Origin of the sequence: Leeuwenhoekiella blandensis MED217 (assembly GCF_000152985.1) — a bacterium.
GTDB lineage: Bacteria > Bacteroidota > Bacteroidia > Flavobacteriales > Flavobacteriaceae > Leeuwenhoekiella > Leeuwenhoekiella blandensis.
The window spans coordinates 3,403,521-3,422,302 of the sequence record NZ_CH672395.1 but is presented as its reverse complement, the minus strand read 5'-3'; the positions used below and the strand labels follow the sequence as shown (position 1 = coordinate 3,422,302).

The 18,782-nt window shown below is 39.7% G+C and carries 18 protein-coding genes and 1 pseudogene; 9 read left to right on the top strand and 10 right to left on the bottom strand.

Going from position 1 to position 18,782, the window contains the following annotated elements; translation table 11 throughout:
- Positions 1-276: 276 nt before the first annotated feature.
- A complete protein-coding gene (locus MED217_RS14535) occupies positions 277-1,056 on the bottom strand; it encodes a zinc ribbon domain-containing protein (protein WP_009781303.1) in 780 nt (259 codons plus the stop codon).
- Between the two features lies 1 nt (position 1,057).
- On the bottom strand, positions 1,058-2,152 hold the full coding sequence (locus tag MED217_RS14530; protein WP_009781302.1) for a Nif3-like dinuclear metal center hexameric protein: 1,095 nt from the start codon (positions 2,150-2,152) through the stop codon (positions 1,058-1,060).
- Positions 2,153-2,282: 130 nt separating this feature from the next.
- Here MED217_RS14530 and lpxK point away from each other — a divergent pair, with 130 nt between their 5' ends.
- Positions 2,283-3,287, top strand: coding sequence for a tetraacyldisaccharide 4'-kinase (gene lpxK / locus MED217_RS14525; protein ID WP_040532907.1), 1,005 nt, complete (start codon positions 2,283-2,285; stop codon positions 3,285-3,287).
- Between the two features lie 3 nt (positions 3,288-3,290).
- Here lpxK and MED217_RS14520 read toward each other — a convergent pair whose 3' ends face one another.
- From MED217_RS14520 to lipA, 3 genes are all read right to left on the bottom strand, one after another.
- Positions 3,291-5,501 carry a hybrid sensor histidine kinase/response regulator gene (locus MED217_RS14520; protein WP_009781300.1) on the bottom strand — a complete coding sequence of 737 codons (2,211 nt, stop codon included), beginning with the start codon at positions 5,499-5,501 and terminating at the stop codon, positions 3,291-3,293.
- Between the two features lie 66 nt (positions 5,502-5,567).
- Positions 5,568-6,563 (bottom strand): type I glyceraldehyde-3-phosphate dehydrogenase, encoded by a 996-nt coding sequence (gap, locus tag MED217_RS14515; RefSeq protein ID WP_009781299.1) that lies wholly within the window; start codon positions 6,561-6,563, stop codon positions 5,568-5,570.
- Between the two features lie 11 nt (positions 6,564-6,574).
- The gene (gene lipA / locus MED217_RS14510; RefSeq protein WP_009781298.1) at positions 6,575-7,447 is read right to left on the bottom strand and encodes a lipoyl synthase; all 873 of its coding nucleotides are present in this window, start codon (positions 7,445-7,447) and stop codon (positions 6,575-6,577) included.
- Between the two features lie 235 nt (positions 7,448-7,682).
- On the opposite strand from lipA, the gene MED217_RS14505 reads away from it, so the two are divergent.
- Together MED217_RS14505 and MED217_RS14500 are read left to right on the top strand one after the other, a co-directional pair.
- Entirely contained in the window at positions 7,683-7,880 is a 198-nt protein-coding gene (locus tag MED217_RS14505; RefSeq protein ID WP_009781297.1) for a DUF1328 domain-containing protein, read from the top strand.
- Positions 7,881-7,984: 104 nt separating this feature from the next.
- Positions 7,985-9,385 (top strand): hypothetical protein, encoded by a 1,401-nt coding sequence (locus tag MED217_RS14500; RefSeq protein WP_009781296.1) that lies wholly within the window; start codon positions 7,985-7,987, stop codon positions 9,383-9,385.
- Here MED217_RS14500 and MED217_RS14495 read toward each other — a convergent pair.
- The 3 genes from MED217_RS14495 to MED217_RS14485 all read right to left on the bottom strand — a co-directional run bounded on the left by MED217_RS14495 (position 9,375) and on the right by MED217_RS14485 (position 12,216).
- The gene (locus MED217_RS14495; protein WP_009781295.1) at positions 9,375-10,583 is read right to left on the bottom strand and encodes an MDR family MFS transporter; all 1,209 of its coding nucleotides are present in this window, start codon (positions 10,581-10,583) and stop codon (positions 9,375-9,377) included. The genes MED217_RS14500 and MED217_RS14495 overlap by 11 nt on opposite strands.
- 305 nt (positions 10,584-10,888) lie before the next feature.
- Entirely contained in the window at positions 10,889-11,944 is a 1,056-nt protein-coding gene (locus MED217_RS14490; RefSeq protein ID WP_009781294.1) for an SRPBCC family protein, read from the bottom strand.
- An 83-nt stretch (positions 11,945-12,027) separates the two neighbouring features.
- Positions 12,028-12,216, bottom strand: coding sequence for a hypothetical protein (locus tag MED217_RS14485; protein ID WP_009781293.1), 189 nt, complete (start codon positions 12,214-12,216; stop codon positions 12,028-12,030).
- A 48-nt stretch (positions 12,217-12,264) separates the two neighbouring features.
- On the opposite strand from MED217_RS14485, the gene MED217_RS14480 reads away from it, so the two are divergent.
- The 6 genes from MED217_RS14480 to yaaA all read left to right on the top strand — a co-directional run bounded on the left by MED217_RS14480 (position 12,265) and on the right by yaaA (position 17,412).
- Complete coding sequence (locus MED217_RS14480) at positions 12,265-12,651, top strand: pyrophosphohydrolase domain-containing protein (protein WP_009781292.1); 387 nt, start codon at positions 12,265-12,267, stop codon at positions 12,649-12,651.
- A 51-nt stretch (positions 12,652-12,702) separates the two neighbouring features.
- Positions 12,703-14,577, top strand: a complete 1,875-nt coding sequence (locus tag MED217_RS14475) for an ABC-F family ATP-binding cassette domain-containing protein (protein WP_040533676.1) — start codon at positions 12,703-12,705, stop codon at positions 14,575-14,577.
- 34 nt (positions 14,578-14,611) lie between these two features.
- Complete coding sequence (locus MED217_RS14470) at positions 14,612-15,382, top strand: O-methyltransferase (RefSeq protein ID WP_009781290.1); 771 nt, start codon at positions 14,612-14,614, stop codon at positions 15,380-15,382.
- A gap of 59 nt (positions 15,383-15,441) precedes the next feature.
- Positions 15,442-16,137, top strand: coding sequence for an ABC transporter ATP-binding protein (locus MED217_RS14465; RefSeq protein ID WP_009781289.1), 696 nt, complete (start codon positions 15,442-15,444; stop codon positions 16,135-16,137).
- Between the two features lie 63 nt (positions 16,138-16,200).
- Positions 16,201-16,485 carry a hypothetical protein gene (locus MED217_RS14460; RefSeq protein WP_009781288.1) on the top strand — a complete coding sequence of 95 codons (285 nt, stop codon included), beginning with the start codon at positions 16,201-16,203 and terminating at the stop codon, positions 16,483-16,485.
- Between the two features lie 162 nt (positions 16,486-16,647).
- Positions 16,648-17,412, top strand: coding sequence for a peroxide stress protein YaaA (gene yaaA, locus MED217_RS14455; protein ID WP_009781287.1), 765 nt, complete (start codon positions 16,648-16,650; stop codon positions 17,410-17,412).
- 117 nt (positions 17,413-17,529) lie between these two features.
- On the opposite strand, the pseudogene MED217_RS19270 reads toward yaaA, so the two are convergent.
- Both MED217_RS19270 and MED217_RS14445 read right to left on the bottom strand, forming a co-directional pair.
- Positions 17,530-17,610, bottom strand: a pseudogene (locus tag MED217_RS19270) (30S ribosomal protein THX); the annotation flags it as partial.
- Positions 17,611-17,763: 153 nt separating this feature from the next.
- Positions 17,764-18,696: a peptidylprolyl isomerase gene (locus MED217_RS14445; protein ID WP_009781285.1), complete on the bottom strand. Its 933-nt coding sequence runs from the start codon at positions 18,694-18,696 to the stop codon at positions 17,764-17,766.
- Between the last annotated feature and the right edge of the window lie 86 nt (positions 18,697-18,782).

The following is an 18,782-nucleotide window of genomic DNA, read 5'->3' as shown; positions in this document are numbered from 1 at the left end:
GTAATAGCAATAATAGCCCGGTAATGAATCGCATAGCGTGGTTTTTCTTTTAAAGTTAAGGAGAAGAACCACGCGACTCTCCTAAGAGGCTGTTAAACTGGTCTGTAAGCTATATTGAAACGAGTCTTTCCGGCTGACAGTAGCGGGCTTAGAAGGCATTTGTTGATAACAACTTTGTATCTGGAGCCCTGTCTTCAGGTATTATACCCTTTTGATGGGAGCAATAAAAAAAAGCCCCGTAAAAACGGAGCTTTTCAAATATATCTTAGAAAAAGATTACAATTTTGCGAAAATTGCTTCCATTTTTTCTGCTTCTTCTTTAGCTAGTTCTTCGTCAACAAGAATACGACCACTGTGCTCATCGGTAATGATTTTTTTGCGACCGGCGATCTCTACTTGTACCTGCGGTGGTATCGTAAAGAAGGATCCTCCTGAAGCTCCACGCTCGATTGCTACTACTGCAAGACCATTACGCACATTAGAGCGAATACGCTTGTAAGCTTTTACCAGACGCTCATCGATTTGCTCCTCATAAGCTTCTCCTTTTTCAAGAAGCGCTTGCTCCTCTTTTTCAGTTTCTGCTAAGATTTCATCAAGCTCGTCTTTCTTGTGTTTAAGGTGCTTTTGGCGCTCCTCAAGACGTTCTTTTGTAGTGTTGATCACTTCGTTTTTCTGCTCGATTTGAGCACGAAATTCTCTAATATTCTTTTCAGCAAGTTGAATTTCTAATTCTTGAAATTCAATCTCTTTGCTAAGTGAGTTGTACTCTCTATTGTTACGCACATTTTTTTGCTGCTCAGAATATTTCTTGATAGCTGCTTTAGCGTCTTCAATAAGGATTTTTTTCGCTTTAATCTGATCATCGATCAAGCTTAACTCACCACCTAATTTGTCAAGTCGGGTATTTAATCCTGCAACTTCATCTTCAAGGTCTTCTACTTCTAAAGGAAGCTCACCACGCACATTGCGAATGGTGTCAACGCGAGCGTGTATCAACTGCAGATCATATAATGCTCTGAGTTTTTCTTCAACAGTTGCTTCGGTCTTTTTTGCCATATTATAAATACTTAATAGGATTGGTGTTTTCGTCTGATAAAACGACTGCAAAATTAGTAAATTTTTTCGTAAGATAGTCAGTCAGAATATTTTTTGTGAATTGCTCACTCTCATAATGTCCTATATCTGCTAAAATAAGTTGACCTTCAGCTTGATAAAACTGATGATATTTCAAATCTGCAGTGATCAATGCATCTGCTCCCGAAGCCATTGCGGCTCCTATGGCAAAGCTTCCGCTTCCACCTAAAACGGCTACTTTTTGTACAGGTTTGTCTCTTAAAGCCGAATGGCGAATGCCTTGTGCATCAAAGACTTTTTTTACATTTTCTAAAAAGCTACGTTCATCTTGTGGTGTTTCTAGTTCGCCAAGCATTCCCATACCAATGTTTTGATTGGTGTTGTCTAAGGTAGTGATCTCGTAGGCTACTTCCTCATAAGAATGCGCGTTAAACAATGTTTTGAGGATGCTTGATTGCAGCCGCGCTTCAAAGGTTACATTCAGTTGAACTTCTTTTTCTATTTGTAATTCTCCGGCTTTGCCTACCGTAGGATTGCTTTGCTCATTTCCTTTAAAAGTACCTTTGCCTTTTGTACTGAAACTGCATTGCTCATAATTGCCTATGTTGCCTGCGCCGGCGGCAAAGAGGGCCTCGCGAACCGAGATCACTTCGTTTTTAGGAACATACGTGGTGAGTTTTTTGATGACTCCAGATTTAGGAATTAATACACTGCGGTTTTTAAGACCTAAAGCATCACACATGCCTTTGCTTACACCGTGTGGCATATTGTCTAGCGCGGTATGAATGGCATAAATGGCAATTTCGTTTTTAATGGCTTTGAGTACCACACGTTCCACATAATTTTTACCGGTTATTTTTTTAAGTCCGCCAAAGATTATAGGATGAAAACTCACAATAAGATTGCAATTTTTTGAGATGGCCTCATCTACGGTTTTTTCCAGTGTATCGAGTGTGACGAGCACTCCGGTAAGCTTGGTGTTTTGATCGCCTAGTAGTAGTCCTACATTGTCAAAATCTTCGGCGTATGCCAGTGGTGCAAATTCTTCAATCGCCTGAGTAACCTCTTTTATAGTCATGGATTTTGTGTCTTTCAGAAAGCGTTAAAGATAAAAATTGCAGGTGTGGATGACTATGGAAATTAAATAAAAGTCTACTTCGAGTTTTTATTAAGGTACCGTTATTAAAGAAAAGTAATACCTTCGGGCTGTGAGAACATTGCGAAAAATACTTTGGCCTTTTGCTGTCCCTTATGATGGAGTAACTCGTGTGCGCAATTATCTTTTTGATAAGCAGATTTTTGAATCACGCTCGTATGATTTCCCTGTAATAGGAATTGGGAATTTATCTGTAGGCGGTACGGGAAAAACTCCTATGACCGAGTATGTTTTGAATTTACTCAGGAACAAACACACCCTTGCTACGTTGAGCAGAGGTTATGGCAGAACGACTAGTGGATACCGTGATGTAACTTCAGATTCTAAAGCGGTTGAGGTGGGAGATGAGCCGCTTCAGTTTGCAATGAAATTTCCTGAGGTACACGTTGCGGTTTGTGAGCGTCGTGTAGCAGGTATTGATAAATTACGTCTCAAAAAACCAGAGCCAGAAGTTGTTATTTTAGATGATGTTTTTCAGCATAGAAAAGTGAAGCCTGGCTTTTTAATTATGCTCACGGCGTTTAATGATCTTTTTTATGAAGATCTGGTACTTCCTGCCGGAAACCTTAGGGAATCAAGATCAGGTGCCGAAAGGGCTCATGCGATCATTGTGACCAAGTGTCCTGCTGATTTGAGTTTGGAAGCGCAAAAAAGAATCGCTGAGAAAATAAGTGCATATGCTGAAGCTAAAGTGTTCTTTAGCACCATAGCTTATGGGGAATTGTACGATGACACACAGAAGATTGATTGGTTACAATTGACAGATCAAAAAATAAGTGTGGTTACCGGTATTGCGAAGCCTGAACCTTTTTTAGCATATTTGACAGCGAAAGGATTGCATTATGACCATATTGCTTATGGTGATCACCATAACTTTTCTGAAAGGGAATTGGCAGCATTAGATAAAAAAGAATGCATCATTACTACCGAAAAGGATTACATGCGTTTAAAAGGAAAGCTTAAAAAAGCACACTTATACTATTTACCGATAGCCTTTCAGTTTTTAAAAGATGCTGAAGTTTTCAATGAATCGATACTAGAGTTCGTAGAAAGCTAATGCCTACAGAATTACATTTTTACGTTTTAAGGCATTGTGGATTTTAAAGAAAAACTCTTCAACCTTATAGGGTTTTGGGATGATGTCGTTAAAGCCGGCCAGATAAAAATCATCTATATTTTCATCAATAGTAACCGCGGTTAATGCGAGTATAGGTAAGTCTTTATTGAATTCTCTGATCTTTTGAGTGGCTTCAATACCGCTTATTCCCGGCATATGAATATCCATCAAGACAAGGTCAAAAGGTTCAAAACGAACTTTCTCGATCGCGATTTCGCCATTATCAGCTACTTCGCATTCCATTTCGTTTTTCTCAAGAATTTTTCTGGTGATCATTTGGTTGATCTTGTTGTCTTCAACAACCAATAACTTTCTGCCTTTTAAGGCTTCATAATCTATATTGTACACGCGTTCTTCAGGTTCGTTTGCTTTACTTTTGGCAAGGCCATATTTGATATCGAAGAAAAATTTAGATCCTTTACCTAAGGTACTTTCCAGTTCGATTTTACTCTTTTGAAGGGAAAGCAGTCGTTTTACAATAGAGAGGCCAAGACCGGTTCCACCAAATTTTCTGTTGATCTGTACAGAGCCCTGCGTGAAATTCTGGAAAATATCTTTTTGTTTTTTCTTACTGATTCCTTCACCGGTATCTTCAACTTCAAAATGCAAATACGTTTGTGTATCGTTGCGGCTAAGTTGTTTGATCCTAATAAAAATATCACCGTCACGCGTAAACTTGTTTCCGTTACCAATAAGGTTGATCAAAATTTGCGAGATCATAAGTGGGTCTCCTATAATTTGATCGGGTATTTCCTCATCATATTCCAGTGTAAGCTTGTTGCCTTTTTCCTGAGCAGAGCGCTCTAGAGCAAAAAGTACATCATCTACGCGCTTGCGCAGGTTGAAAGTTGCTTGTTCTACTTCAACTTTATCGGCTTCAAGCTTGTTGAGATCCAGAATGTTATTGATGAGAGACAGTAAATATTCTCCCGAAAATTTTAAGGAGTCTAAGTGCTTCTTTTGTTCTTCGGTTGGGTTTTCGCTCAATAAAAGGTGCGTAAGACCGGTAACTGCATACATCGGTGTTCGCAATTCGTGTGTAATGGTCGAGAGAAATTGTGCTTTTACAACAGAAGCCTTTTCTGCGTTCTCTTTTGCGATCATCAATTCGGCATTTTTAGCCTGTAATAATTCGTTTGCTTTTGCGCGAAGGTTGTTGTTTTTATAAAGCGATAGAGCCAATAGACATAAGATGGTAAATAAGGCAATGATTAAAACCGTTGTTATCTTATTGGCTTGCACGCGTTTGCCCGGGTCATAATCGTCTGCGTTTATATTGGCGAGTAATGCATTGCGAATGGCGGTATTTCTCACATTATTGTTGGCATCGCCAAAATAGGTGAGCCTTTTTTGATTGTATAAGGACAAGAACGAAAACGCTTCTTCATATTCCTTGCGCTCAGAATGTACCTTACTTAAAAGATTAAGCGCATCAACTTCAAGCTGCGGATAGTTGTTATTAAGACTGATCTCGTGTGCGCTGGTAGCGTACTCTAGGGCAGGATCTAGTTGACCCAGTTGCAAATTGGTTTTTCCTTCCTGCAGGTAAACACGACACAATAAATAATTATTTTTTGACTGAGTTTTCTTAAGAAGCGCTTCTGCTTCCTGGAATCGTGTTAGGGCTTCTTCATCTTGTTTGAGTTCTTGATAGATGTTTCCTTCGTAGAGATAGGTGGTCGCTAATTGAACTCTGGAATTTTCATCACGCTGATTTTGATAGATGATTTCAGCATTTTCAAGAAAAGGTAAGGCTTTTTCACTGTTGCCTGTCTTGATTAAGATTTGGCTGTATATAATGTAATCTTGTCCTAAATTATTGAGCTCTTGCAATTCCTGATGCAGCTTAATAGCATTGAGGATGTAAGGTCCAGCAAGTTCGTATTGACCTAACTCGTAGTAGATTTTTGTCAACAATTGATTGCTGATCGCTTCATTACTACTGTTCTTGGATTCTAGAGAAAGTGCTTCAGCCTTTTTAATGTTTGCAATTGCCTCGTCAAAATTTGCACGATCCATTGCTATAACCCCTTTTAAGAGAAGCGAATCGATCTGAATGTTTTGTGCATTTTCAGCCCGACTTGGTTTTTGACCAAATCCCACAAACGAAAGGAGAAGTAATAAGACGACAAGTAGCTTTCTGTCGATCAACATTTTTAGACACATTAAGATACTAATATAGACACTTTGTTGAAATATCAGTAGAAATCTCTAAATAATTTATGAGATTTTGAGGATTAAGTCGATCAAGCGTGAGGAATATCCGGTTTCGTTATCATACCAGCCAATGAGTTTCACCAAGTTGCCAATAACAGAAGTCATTTGGGAGTCAACTATACAAGAATGAGGATTGCCTACAATATCAATAGAAACCAGAGGGACTTCGGTATACTGAAGGATATTTTTTAAAGAACCGGCGGCTGCTTTTTGAAAGGCTTCATTGATCTCTTCTATAGTTGTGTCGCGAGAAACATTTAAGGTAAGATCGGTTAGGGAGCCATTAGGTACGGGGACCCGTATGCCACAACCTCCTATGACTTCACTTAGATCTGGGAATATTTTTGTTAAAGCCTTGGCAGCTCCGGTAGTGGTGGGCACGATAGACTGTCCTGCAGCGCGAGCCCGTCGCAAATCAGGATGTGGTTGGTCGTGTAAACTTTGGTCTGTGGTGTAGGAATGCACGGTGGTTATATATGCCTGCTTTATTCCACAGAGGTCATTAACGACTTTTATCATAGGTGCCGCATTATTGGTCGTGCAACTCGCGTTAGAAAGAATACGCTCGGTGCCATCAATTTGAAAATCGTTAACGCCTAAGACAATTGTTTTGATACTGTCATCTGTCGGAGGAACGCTTAAAATAACTTTTGGCGCGCCTGCATCTAGATGCGGTTTTAAAAGATTATAAGTTTTAAACTTTCCCGTTGCTTCTATGACAAGGTCCAATTTGTGACGATGCCAGGGGATTGCTCCCGGACTACTTTCTTGATATAAAGCAATAAGAGAATCATCAACTTTTAAACCTTTCTCAGTGTGAGTAACCTCGGCATTGAATATACCGTGAATACTGTCGTATTTAAGCAAATGTGCTAAAGTTGCTCCTTCTGCTTTATCATTTATAGCGACAACTTCAATAGTGGGATGCTTATGTAGAAGGCGAAAGAGTCTTCTTCCTATGCGTCCAAAACCGTTTATTCCGATTTTGATTTTAGCCATAAAAAATACCTCTAGTTGATGTGCTTTTGTGCTTTGTATGAAGAACGAACGAGCGCGCTACTTTCTACATGGCGGAAGCCCATTTCTAAACCGATCGTCTCGTATTTTTTGAATTGATCTGGAGTGATGAATTGCTTTACAGAAAGATGCTTTTTTGAAGGCTGAAGGTATTGACCTATGGTTACAACATCTACATCTGCCGCTCTAAGATCTCTAAGCGTTTGTACGACTTCTTCTTCAGTTTCTCCTAGCCCTAGCATAATACCAGACTTGGTGCGTCTAATACCTTGTTCTTTCAAATATTTAAGCACACCAAGACTACGCTCGTATTGTGCTTGTATACGCACTTCACGCGTTAAGCGTTTTACCGTTTCCATATTATGAGAAACCACTTCTGGTGAGACTTCTACAATCCGGTCGATGTTACGCTCGTTTCCTTGAAAGTCAGGGATAAGAGTTTCTAAAGTGGTGTCAGGATTCATACGTCTAATGGCTTTTACCGTTTCAGCCCACATAATTGATCCCATATCCTTCAAATCATCACGATCTACCGAAGTTATCACCGCATGCTTGATTTTCATCAACTTTATAGATCGCGCTACTTTTTCTGGCTCTTCCCAATCAAGTGTGTCTGGTCTCCCTGTTTTTACTCCACAAAAACCACAAGAGCGTGTGCATACATTACCCAATATCATAAAGGTAGCGGTGCCTTCGCTCCAGCATTCTCCCATATTAGGACAGCTTCCTGAAGTACAAATAGTATGTAAATCGTACTTGTCTACAAGGCTTCTGAGTTCGGTGTACTTCTTGCCGGTAGGCAATTTAACGCGCAACCATTTTGGTTTTGGTTTATGTACAGGTGCAGCTATGGTTTCAGTATTCATTACAATTTTTTTAGGGATACAAAGATACAAACTGTGTTTTAAATAACAGTTTGTTATTAATGATGTCTCAATAGTCTCGTTTGTAGTCTTAAGCTAACAGTGTTTATTGAAAATTAAGCTGTTAACAAGGCCTTAGCACTTGCGTTAAAATTTAGGTAATTAGGAAATCCTTGTGATAAACACCTTGATTATCAGGCTACTTTTACATCAGTATTAAACACAAAAACACTCTATTATGAAACGATTTACACTTCCTTTTTTGATTATTGCAGTTATAACGGGAATATATGGTTTTGGAGGTTTTGATCTTTGGGCTACCGAAGCTGCACGAATTCTGTTTTTAATTTCAGCAGATTTATTTGTGGTTTCACTTTTTGCTAAGTTTTTATTTAAAAAGAGTCCTAAGCGCGTTGCGCAACAGGTAAAATCATAATTTACGACCCTTTCACCCATATATTTAAAACTGCTTTTTTACTTAGCAGTTTTTTTTATGCCTAAATTGTAGCACAGTTATTGATACACTTTTTAAAAACTTTTATGCGAAATAGCTTACTAATCACCCTTTGCTTGTTTGCGATACACTTTGCAAATGCTCAAGAACAAACTTTACTTCGAGGCGCAGTTACCGAAACTACTGTAACCAATGACTCTCTTGATATTTCGTACTCCATTTATCTTCCTCAAAATTACGATCCTGAGAAGCTGGCCAAAGCACTTTTTGTATTTGATCCTGAAGGGGAAGGTACTAAGGCAGCTCGTCTGTTTGCTTCGGGGCTGCAGGGAGAGGATTTTGTCATTGTTTCTAATAATCATCCGATGTCCTCAACAATTGACAGCCTTGATGCCAATGCAGATAATGCCCTTCTCATTGTGCGTGATGTTTTTAGAAAAATAGCTGTAGATAAATACCGAGTTTATTTTAGTGGACTTAAAGGCGGAGCTAAAACGGCGAGTGCGTTATCCTATTTATTTAAGAGTTCGGCTAATTTGCTCCTTATTGATGATATGTATTTTGCAAATCGCTTTGCTAATCAAGCGCAGCGCAATCTGGCGATAGGTGTTATAGGTAAAGCCTCACCTAACTTTTATCCCATGGAAGATTATTTCTATATGCTGAAAGCTTACGGCAAGAACAACGAGTTGTATACCTATGATGATACGAGTGAATGGCCGTCTGCAGCTTTTTTAGGAACTTTAGTTAAACGACTCGATCACCTTAATGTAGAGCATTATAATTTAAAGGTCGAGGATTCCGTTTGGCAACGTCAGGCATCAGTAGATCTCAATACGGTACAGGGTTTAATCAACGACGGTCAATTGGTAGTGGCTTATGATCTTGTGAGAGATCTTAAAGGCGATTATCGGGGTGAAGTAGATCTTGATCCTATACGTGAAGTTCAACGTTCTTTGCGCAGGTCTGATGCCTATAAACAGGCGAAGCGCCTAAGTAGAAAAGATGAGGTTCAGGAAGGATTACTCCTTGATGATATCAGCTATTTTTTAGAAGAAGACCTTGCGCTGGGTAATTTTAAAAATCTTGGCTATTGGGATGACCGAATTCTACAATTTAAAACAGCTGCACAAAATCCGGCAAAGCCCATCGAGCAAAAAGTGGCGCGGCGCATGTTAGGCTACATCGATTATACGGTAAAAGATTTTTTGGCGCTCAATAGAGTAGCGCTTTACGACCAACGCATTTTTGCTAATGTTCTTAAAACTATTCTAGATCCTGACGATTACTATGCTTATTTAGATATTATTAGTCTTGCGGCTCAAGATGAGGATGAAAATACTGCTTTTTTCTACCTCGAAGAATTGCTGAAACAAGGCTACACAGACTATGATAAACTCTACGACATTCCGGATACGGAGTTTGTAAAAATAAAGCCTGTTTATAATCAACTTATTGAAAGCTACCTGGGTAAATCTAAATTTTAAGAGTATTCGCGCGACGCTTTACATAAAACAATAGCGCTAAAGCGAGTAAGGTTATAAGGCCCATGATTGCCCAGGTTAGATTGTAACCTAACGAATTTACCAATTGCATTCCGCTGTTGTGGCCAAATATATGCGCTAGTGAAAAAGACATGCTGTACAGTCCCATGTATGCGCCTTGCCTCCCCAATTTGGCACGACGAAGCGCAAAAGCATTTCCAAAAGGGAATGCAACCATTTCACCTAATGTAGCGGTAGCCATACCTAAAACGAGAACGCCGGGCCAGCCTTCAATATAAAAGAAAAGAAAACTTAAGCCGGTAAGCAATAAACCTCCAATAACATTGCCAATCAAATTCCAGCCGCGTCGCTCCATGTATGCAATGAGTGGCATTTCAAACACAAAAATCATCAGGCCGTTCATGCCTAGCAGAAGACCTATTTGAGACTCGGTGAGCAAGCGTACTTCTTTATAATAGACAGGCACGGTTGAAAAATATTGAACAAAGACAACACCAAATAAAGCAAGTGCAATCAGGAAGATTACATACAAGCCATCTTTGTGAGGTGCCAGCGGATTTTCCACAAGTTGTTCTTGATCAACTTCTTTGGCCTTTTTCGGGTTTAAGGTTTGAATTAAAAGAAACCCTGCAAGAATACAGGTAATTCCGTCTGCTAGAAAGAGTCCGTAATAACCAATACTGGCGATAATAATTCCGCCCAAAGCCGGTCCGGCAGAAAAGCCTAAATTAATCGCAAGGCGTATAAGGGTTAAGGAGCGCGTTTTATTTTCAGGTTTACTATAAGCACTTAAAGCTACAAAAAAGGCAGGTCGAGACATATCTGCAACGGTGATCAATGCAAAAAAGCCCAAGCATACAGCCCAAAAACTGGTAATGAATTGAAGCCCTAAAAAACCAATTCCTGTTGCTATTAAACTTAAAAGTATCGTCTTATAATAGCCTAGTTTATCTGATAAAATGCCACCAAGCCACGAACCGAATAAGGAGCCAAAACCAAAGCACGTCATGACCCATCCTACGCTGCTCAAACTAAATCCCAGATCATCGCGCAAATAAAGCGACAGAAAAGGAATGACCATTGCTCCGGCACGGTTGACCAAAGTAATAAGAGCCAGCCACCAAATTTCTTTTGATAGGCCTTTGAACGTGTCTAAGTAAGAGGTAAATAGTTTTTTCACAGTGTTATTAAGTAAACTGCCTTAGGGCAAGTATATGAGTCATTGGTTGGAAACGAATTTTCAATTTTTAGGCAACTCGGAGTATTAAACCCTTTGATGGCGCCAATAAAAAAAGTCTGACCGAAAGGCCAGACTTTTAATGTTGTGATATAAAATAATAAACTATCTACACAACGCGTCTGGCAAGGTAACCTGTACCTTCACATAACGATATGATGTAAATAGAGTTTTCATGAATTCTAAAGTTGTTTTAAAACTACTAAAACTTTTTAAAGCGTAGTCTGTGTTTTTTAACTTTTTTTGATTTAGAGACTTTCGGTTGTCAATTCCTGAGCAGCTACGGGTAAATATAATTCAGTGACCCATTCTGCTGGGTTTTCGGTATCGTCAGGTCCTACAACATAAAATTCAAAAGGATTACTATCTGGCGCAAGGGCGTATTCGTTTTCAGCCATATACTCATAGGTTTGCTGCCACGCTTCATCAAGATTGCTCAAATCTCCGGTGAGTTTGGTTTTGATAACCGTATATGCCGGTAAGAAGCCACAAAGAATATTGCTGTCTTCAGGAACCACAATACGAGAAGTTGTTGGGATTCCGCTAGAAATTATGGCTGTATTATTTATCTCGTCTTTTGAGTTATAAATAGTAAGTGGTTTTCCTAAAATGGTAATGTTGTTGCCTTCCATAAAACGCTTTACCGAAGGAATCATCTCCTGCACTTCCTTGCTCACATTGCTCAATGTTGTCGAAGTGGTAGCATACATATAAAAGCCGCCGCTGTATTGCGTGATGCCATTTACATCAATATTGTACACTTTCATTGCGGCACGCACGTTTTCGTCCAGCGCTGAAAGTCCCTTTTTGTACATTTTATGCATTTCTCCATCAAAATCATAACCGCCGATAGTGAAATAAGCTTTGTCCATCAAGGTGTGTTCCCCACGCATCCCCCAAGTTACCTTAGTGCCATTTTCGACCTTTTCAAATTGCCAATATACGTTAGCTGTGCGCTCGCCCCCGGGAGTGATAAAAGTTATGTCTTGTTCTATACGCTGGTTCTCTATAACAGAGGTCGTGCGCATCGAGCCGTCAACCTCTTTTCCATTCCAAGAATAGCTGGCACCTTCACCACTGGTGTTTTCAGGATAGTTAAAAACCATTGTAGGGTCTTCTTGTTTCCAAGGTCCCCATTCTTCCCAAGTTTTATAGTCGTTTACTTTTTTGAAAACCAGACTTAAAGGTGCTTCAATGACCTGTGTTTCTTCGATCTCATAACTACCATCTTTAGTGGCAAAATAAATAGCTCCGGCAATAAAGACGATAAGCAGAAGAAAAAACAGGTATTTTAAAATTTTCATGGAGGAAGAGGTTTAACTGCTAATTTAACAATTTACTCCATATTCTAAGCGATTCTCAGGAAACTTGCAGCTATAAAAATCAATTATTTATTTAAGGTGATTTTTATTAAAAACAGAATCGCAACAAATGCGATAAAACCTACCAAAATCCATAAGGATCCTTTGTACTCTTTTTTGTGAAGTTTTCGGTCTTTGCGATAACTCATCCAAATGAAAAAAACGAAGGCGATGAAGAAAAGCCCTGCAAAAACCAACTGTCCCGTACTAAACATTTTAATGTATTTTTAGTCAAAATTAAGTCTTTAAAACAGAATATTACGATGAAAAAACGATTAGCTGCGGTACATAAATTTCATAGCACTTTTGGATTAGGAATTGAAGAAGCTCCAAAGGCCGACTTAGGCGAGGCTAAAAATTTGTTGCGTTTCAATTTGATGAAAGAAGAGAATGAAGAATATCTAGAAGCAGCCAACAATAATGACCTTGCAGAAGTTGCCGATGCGTTGGGCGATATGCTCTACATCTTATGCGGAACCATTTTAGAACACGGGATGCAGCATAAGATCGAAGAAGTTTTTGACGAAATTCAGCGCAGTAATATGAGTAAGTTAGGAGCCGATGGGAAACCGGTGTACCGCGAGGACGGCAAAGTGCTGAAAGGGCCAGATTATTTTAAGCCAAACATTAAAAAGATCCTGAATAACTAATCTAGTTTTTTTCTCCACTTATTAAGGCTAAATTCGCAGCCTATGAGCGCAATCAATTATGTTTCGGTAGAGTCTATCGCTAAAGCGTTTGGCGAGCGGGTATTGTTTAAAGATTTGTCTTTTGGTATTAACGAAGGACAAAAAATTGGCTTAGTTGCCAAAAACGGTACCGGTAAAACGTCGATGCTTGATATTTTGGCAGGAGCCGAAAATCCAGACAGTGGGCAGGTGGTATATCGCAAAGGTATCAAGATTTCTTTCCTTCCGCAGGAACCCGATCTTGATCCTAACCTCACTGTAGAGCAAACTATTTTTGATAGCGATAATGAGATCTTAAACGTGATTTCGGCCTATGAGCACGCCCTTCAAAATATGGAAGATACTGAAGCGTATCAGAAAGCTTTTGATCAGATGGAAGCCCATCAGGCTTGGGATTTTGAAACCCAATATAAACAGATATTATTTCAGCTTAAACTGGATGATCTTGACCGTAAAGTTGAAAAGTTAAGCGGTGGACAAAAAAAGCGTTTGGCACTCGCCAATATGCTGCTCAGCAAACCCGATTTACTGATTCTTGATGAGCCCACAAACCACTTAGATCTTGAGATGATCGAATGGTTAGAGCAGTTTTTTACCAAAGAGAATTTCACCCTCTTTATGGTAACGCACGACCGCTACTTTCTAGAGCGCGTGTGTAACGAGATCATCGAGTTGGATGAAGGTAAGTTGTATAGTTACAAAGGAAATTATGCCTATTACCTAGAGAAGCGCGATGCGCGAATTACCAACGAAGAGGTAGAGACCGGGAAAGCAAAACAGCTTTTTAAAAAGGAATTGGAGTGGATGCGTCGCCAGCCCAAGGCGCGTACTACAAAGTCTAAATCGCGTATCGATGACTTTGCCGAAATAAAAGAACGCGCACACAAACGCCGTAACGATCACGAGGTACAACTCGAGCTGAATATGGAGCGTTTGGGAAGTAAGATCGTAGAGCTACACAAAGTTTCTAAGTCGTTTAAAGACCGCGTGATCCTCGATAAGTTTGACTATAATTTTCAGCGGGCAGATCGTATTGGGATCATCGGTAAAAATGGAACCGGGAAATCTACATTTCTCAATATCCTTACAGGAAAAATGCCACCCGATGGCGGAAAGATCGTGATCGGGGAGACTATTCAATTTGGCTATTATACACAAAAGGGAATTGAGATCAAGCACGGTCAAAAGGTGATTGATGTTATCAAAGAATTCGGTGATTATATTCCGCTGAAAAAGGGGCGCCAGATTTCTGCAGGTCAGCTTTTAGAGCGTTTTCTTTTTGACCGAAAAAAGCAATATGACTTCGTTGAAAAATTGAGTGGAGGCGAGCGTAAGCGTTTATATTTATGTACGGTGCTTATTCAGAATCCTAACTTTTTAATTCTGGATGAACCTACTAACGATCTGGATATTGTGACGCTCAATGTGCTTGAGAGTTTCTTGCTGGATTATCCGGGATGTTTGATCGTGGTTTCGCACGATCGTTATTTTATGGATAAGATCGTTGACCATCTTTTTGTATTTAGAGGACAAGGTGTGGTTGAAGATTTTCCGGGGAATTACTCTGATTTTAGAGCTTATGATGCTGGTCCGGCAGTTATACAGGAGGAAGATCCGCAGCCTAAAGTGGAAAAGGAAACCAATAAAGACAATTGGAAAACAGCCGGAAGTGCACTTTCTTATAACGAGCAAAAGGAATACAACCGACTGGAACGCGATATCGCCAAGCTTGAAAAGGAAAAGGAAAAGAAGGAAGCCGAATTTCTAAATCCTGATTTGTCAGGAGATGAGATCAATCAAGCTTCTGTGGAGTTGCAGCAGATTCAAGATAAAATAGACGAATTTACCGAGCGTTGGTTTGATCTAAGCGCCAAGATGGAAGGTTAGGCTAAATTAGAATTTTGAAAACCGAAACCTGAGAATGTGGTACATCATTAAAGCTTATTCACAATTTCTGCGGAAAGCAACCAATCAGCACGGGGTGCATTCTCCTTTTGTGTACACCTTTGTCACTAAATGTCTTTACCGAAAAACTTCGAAAGAAGCTAAAAACCAACTTAAAGCGTATCGAGAGGATCTTCTTCAGTCGAATGAGGTTATTGAAGTAACTGACTTTGGTGCGGGATCGCGTGTTTTTAAAAGCAATAGACGCGCGGTTAAAGATATAGCCAAACACGCCGGAGCGCGTTTTTCCAGAATGAAACTGCTTTATCGTGTAGTGTCCTATTTTAAACCAAAGGCTATTTTAGAATTAGGTACCTCTGTAGGTTTAGCTTCAGTTTCTTTGGCTTTGCCTGAAACAGCAAAAATGACTTCGCTAGAAGGTTGCCCGCAAACCGCTGTCGTGGCTCAGAAGCATTTAAAAAGCGCAGAACTTTCAAATGTTGAGGTTATTGTAGGTGATTTTAAGCAAACGCTTCCTCAGGTGATTTCAGAAAAGTTTGATCTTATTTATTTCGACGGAAACCACAGTAAGGAAGCAACCTTAAACTACTTTGAGCAATTATTGCCTACTGTACATAACGACAGTGTATGGATCTTTGATGACATCTATTGGTCGCCAGAAATGACGGAAGCCTGGGAGTTGATCAAGCAACATCCTCGGGTGAGCGTTACTGTAGATTGCTTTTGGCTGGGTTTTGTGTTCTTTAGAACCGAGCAGGTTGAGGAGCATTTTAAAATTAGGGTTTAAAATTTGTAACTCCTTTCTCGATTTATCTACTTATATTCAAAATATAGAGTAATCATCCTATGAGCAGCTTAATTGATATTACAGATATTCGTCGTGATTTTCCATTGGGAAATGAAATCGTTCACGTTTTAAAAGGCATCGATTTACAAATTGATAAAGGTGAGTACGTTGCGATTATGGGGCCTTCCGGTTCCGGAAAATCTACCTTGATGAACCTTTTGGGGTGCCTTGACACACCGACTTCCGGGACGTATATTTTAAATAATCGGGATGTGAGCGCGATGACCGATGATGAGCTCGCTGAGGTGCGTAATAAGGAGATCGGCTTTGTTTTTCAGACGTTTAATTTACTGCCTAGAACGACTGCTTTAGATAATGTTGCTTTGCCCATGGTGTACGCGGGATATTCAAAACCGGAGCGCCACAAACGTGCTGAAGAAGTGCTGCAAGATGTAGGTCTTGCAGATCGTATGGATCATAAACCTAACCAACTCTCAGGAGGGCAGCGGCAGCGGGTTGCTGTAGGTCGCGCTTTGGTCAATAAGCCTTCAATCATTCTTGCCGATGAGCCTACCGGAAACTTAGACTCTAAAACTTCCGTAGAAATTATGAGCCTTTTTGATGCGATTCACGCTGCCGGAAATACCGTGATCTTAGTTACGCACGAAGAAGATATTGCAGAGCATGCGCATCGTGTAATTCGTTTACGAGACGGACTGATCGAGAGTGATGTGCGAAGGACTGTTGAGGTATAGATTACCATTCTGCGGCTTATTTATAGTAAAAAAGGAATATGCTTGAATTTTTGATGTTTAATTATGGCTGTTGATGGAACAAATGGAAGGTTTAGTGCACATAATCAAAGATTTAATGAGCTTCGACGTAAAAAACTGAAACGCCGGGAAGAAAAATTATTTCGTAATACTTTAAAAAATCCTGACAAAGATAAACGGGCAAATTTTAAAGAGTTAGATCCAGACACCACTGCCAAGGTAAAATCTGAAGTTAGAAAAAAAGCGCAAAAATTATTACGTAGGGATTGGTATATGCTTATTGTTTCCATTATTATAGCAGTCGCTTTATGCTATTACTTTTTCCATTAGATTTCACTAAAAACCTTTGTTAGGTTAATGCTTTAAGCTTCTAGTCGACTTGTTCTTCAGTTTATTTTTGAAAAATCACGTTTATGGTATAATTGCTAAAACTTATCAAAACAGACTTAGAACGTTTTCGCGAATGCGTATTTTTGATAAAAATTAAACGATATGAAAGCAGTTGTTTCTCCGGCTAAATCGCTGGATTTTGAATCAAAATTGCCAACTACTAGAAGCTCGCAGCCTCAGTTTTTAGAGGAAGCCGAAACGTTAAATAAAAAACTAGAGCGCAAGACCAAAGCTGAAATTTCAGATTTGATGGGTATCAGCGATAAGCTTGCAGATCTTAACTACCAGCGCTACAAAGAATTCTCGACACCTTTTACTAAAGAAAATGCGCGTCCTGCGGTGTATGCCTTTGCCGGTGACGTGTATACGTGGCTTGATGCGTATACGATACCGACTGAAAAGCTAGATAAATTAGAAGATACACTGCGTATCCTTTCTGGTCTTTATGGAGTTTTAAAACCTTTTGATCTCATGCAAGCCTATCGCCTGGAGATGGGAACCAAATTGAAATCAGGTCATAATGAGGACTTGTACCAATTTTGGGACGATAAAATTACTGAAGCTTTGAATGCTGAATTGAAAGAAGACGAACTGTTTTTAAATCTTGCGAGTAATGAATATTTCAAATCGGTAAAGCCTGAAAAATTGAAAGTTCCTGTAATTACTCCTGTATTCAAGGATTACAAAAACGGAAAACTCAAGATCATCTCCTTTTATGCAAAAAAAGCCCGGGGTTCTATGGTACGCTACATTATAGATAAGGATGTGCAAACCATAGATCAACTCAAGGGCTTTGATTACGACGGGTACGGCTTCAGTGAGCAATACTCCGATTTAGACAAAAACGAATTGGTATTCGTTAGATAGTTGGTCTGTTTTTTACGGCTTTTTATCTGCTAAACTTTTATCAGAGGTCGCTTTGTCGGCCTCTTTTGTTTTGGTAGCCGTTTGTTTTGTGGGGACATCTGCAGTTGTCGCACTGCTTTTTTTCTTCCGCGGTCTTAGTTTACCGTAAGTTCCGCGATGTATTTTTCCTCGTTTTGTTTTTTGATCTCCTTTTCCCATTTCTTATTTGATTTTTTAGTTGTTCTACTTAATATAAGAAATCAGAACCGGAAGACCAAACCGCATATTTTCAGTAGCTTAAATTTCAATTTCAGCAATTAAAAAAGGCTATCTGATTAAAGATAGCCTTCTGTATTTTTATGTGGAAAATGCTTATTTAACGTCCATCAATTCTACGTCAAAAACCAAAATCGCATCTGGTGGAATCACACCACCGGCACCGCGACTACCATATCCTAAATCTGAAGGAATCACAAAACGTGCTTTGTCACCTACCTGAAGTAAGCCAATACCTTCATCCCAGCCAGAAATTACCTGACCTACACCCACTTGAAAGTCTAGAGGCTGATTTCTTTTATACGAAGAGTCAAATACCGTACCGTCAGCCAACTGACCTTTGTAGTGTACAGAAACCATTTTACCTTTTTCAGCCTTTTTACCATCACCTTTTTGGATGATCTGGTAACGCAGACCGCTTTCAGTTTCTTTAAAGCCTTCGCTCAATTTATTAAGTGCTTCAGCTTTTTTTGCGCGTTCTTCAGCGATACGTTTTTCACGTGCTCCTTCAAAAGTTCTAAAAGCCTCAACAGCATTAAAGTTTTCGGCATCTGCACCTTGGCGAATGATTTCTACTTTATCCATAGTATCGTCCTGAGCGATTGCATCTACCACATCTTGACCTTCTACAACGCTACCAAAAACGGTGTGCTTCCCATCTAACCAAGGAGTAGCGGTATGCGTGATAAAAAACTGGCTTCCGTTTGTTCCCGGGCCTGCATTTGCCATAGAAAGCTTACCGGGAGCATCGTGCTTTAAGCTTGAGTCAAACTCATCGTCAAACTGGTAACCTGGGTTCCCGGTTCCGGTTCCTTGAGGACACCCACCTTGAATCATAAAATCTGGAATTACACGGTGAAATTTCAGTCCGTCGTAATACGGGTTTCCTTGTTTTTTAGCTGAATTTTCAAGGTTTCCTTCGGCTAAAGCGACAAAGTTTCCTACCGTTCCCGGTGTTTTTTCATGTTCTAATTTCACTAGAATTTCGCCTTTTGGCGTGTGAAACTTGGCATATATTCCGTCTTGCATCGTATCAATTTAAAAATGAGGTGCAAAAATACGTCTAAACTGGGCAAACACAAAACCCTAATCAATTTCTTAGCGGCTATAAAAAA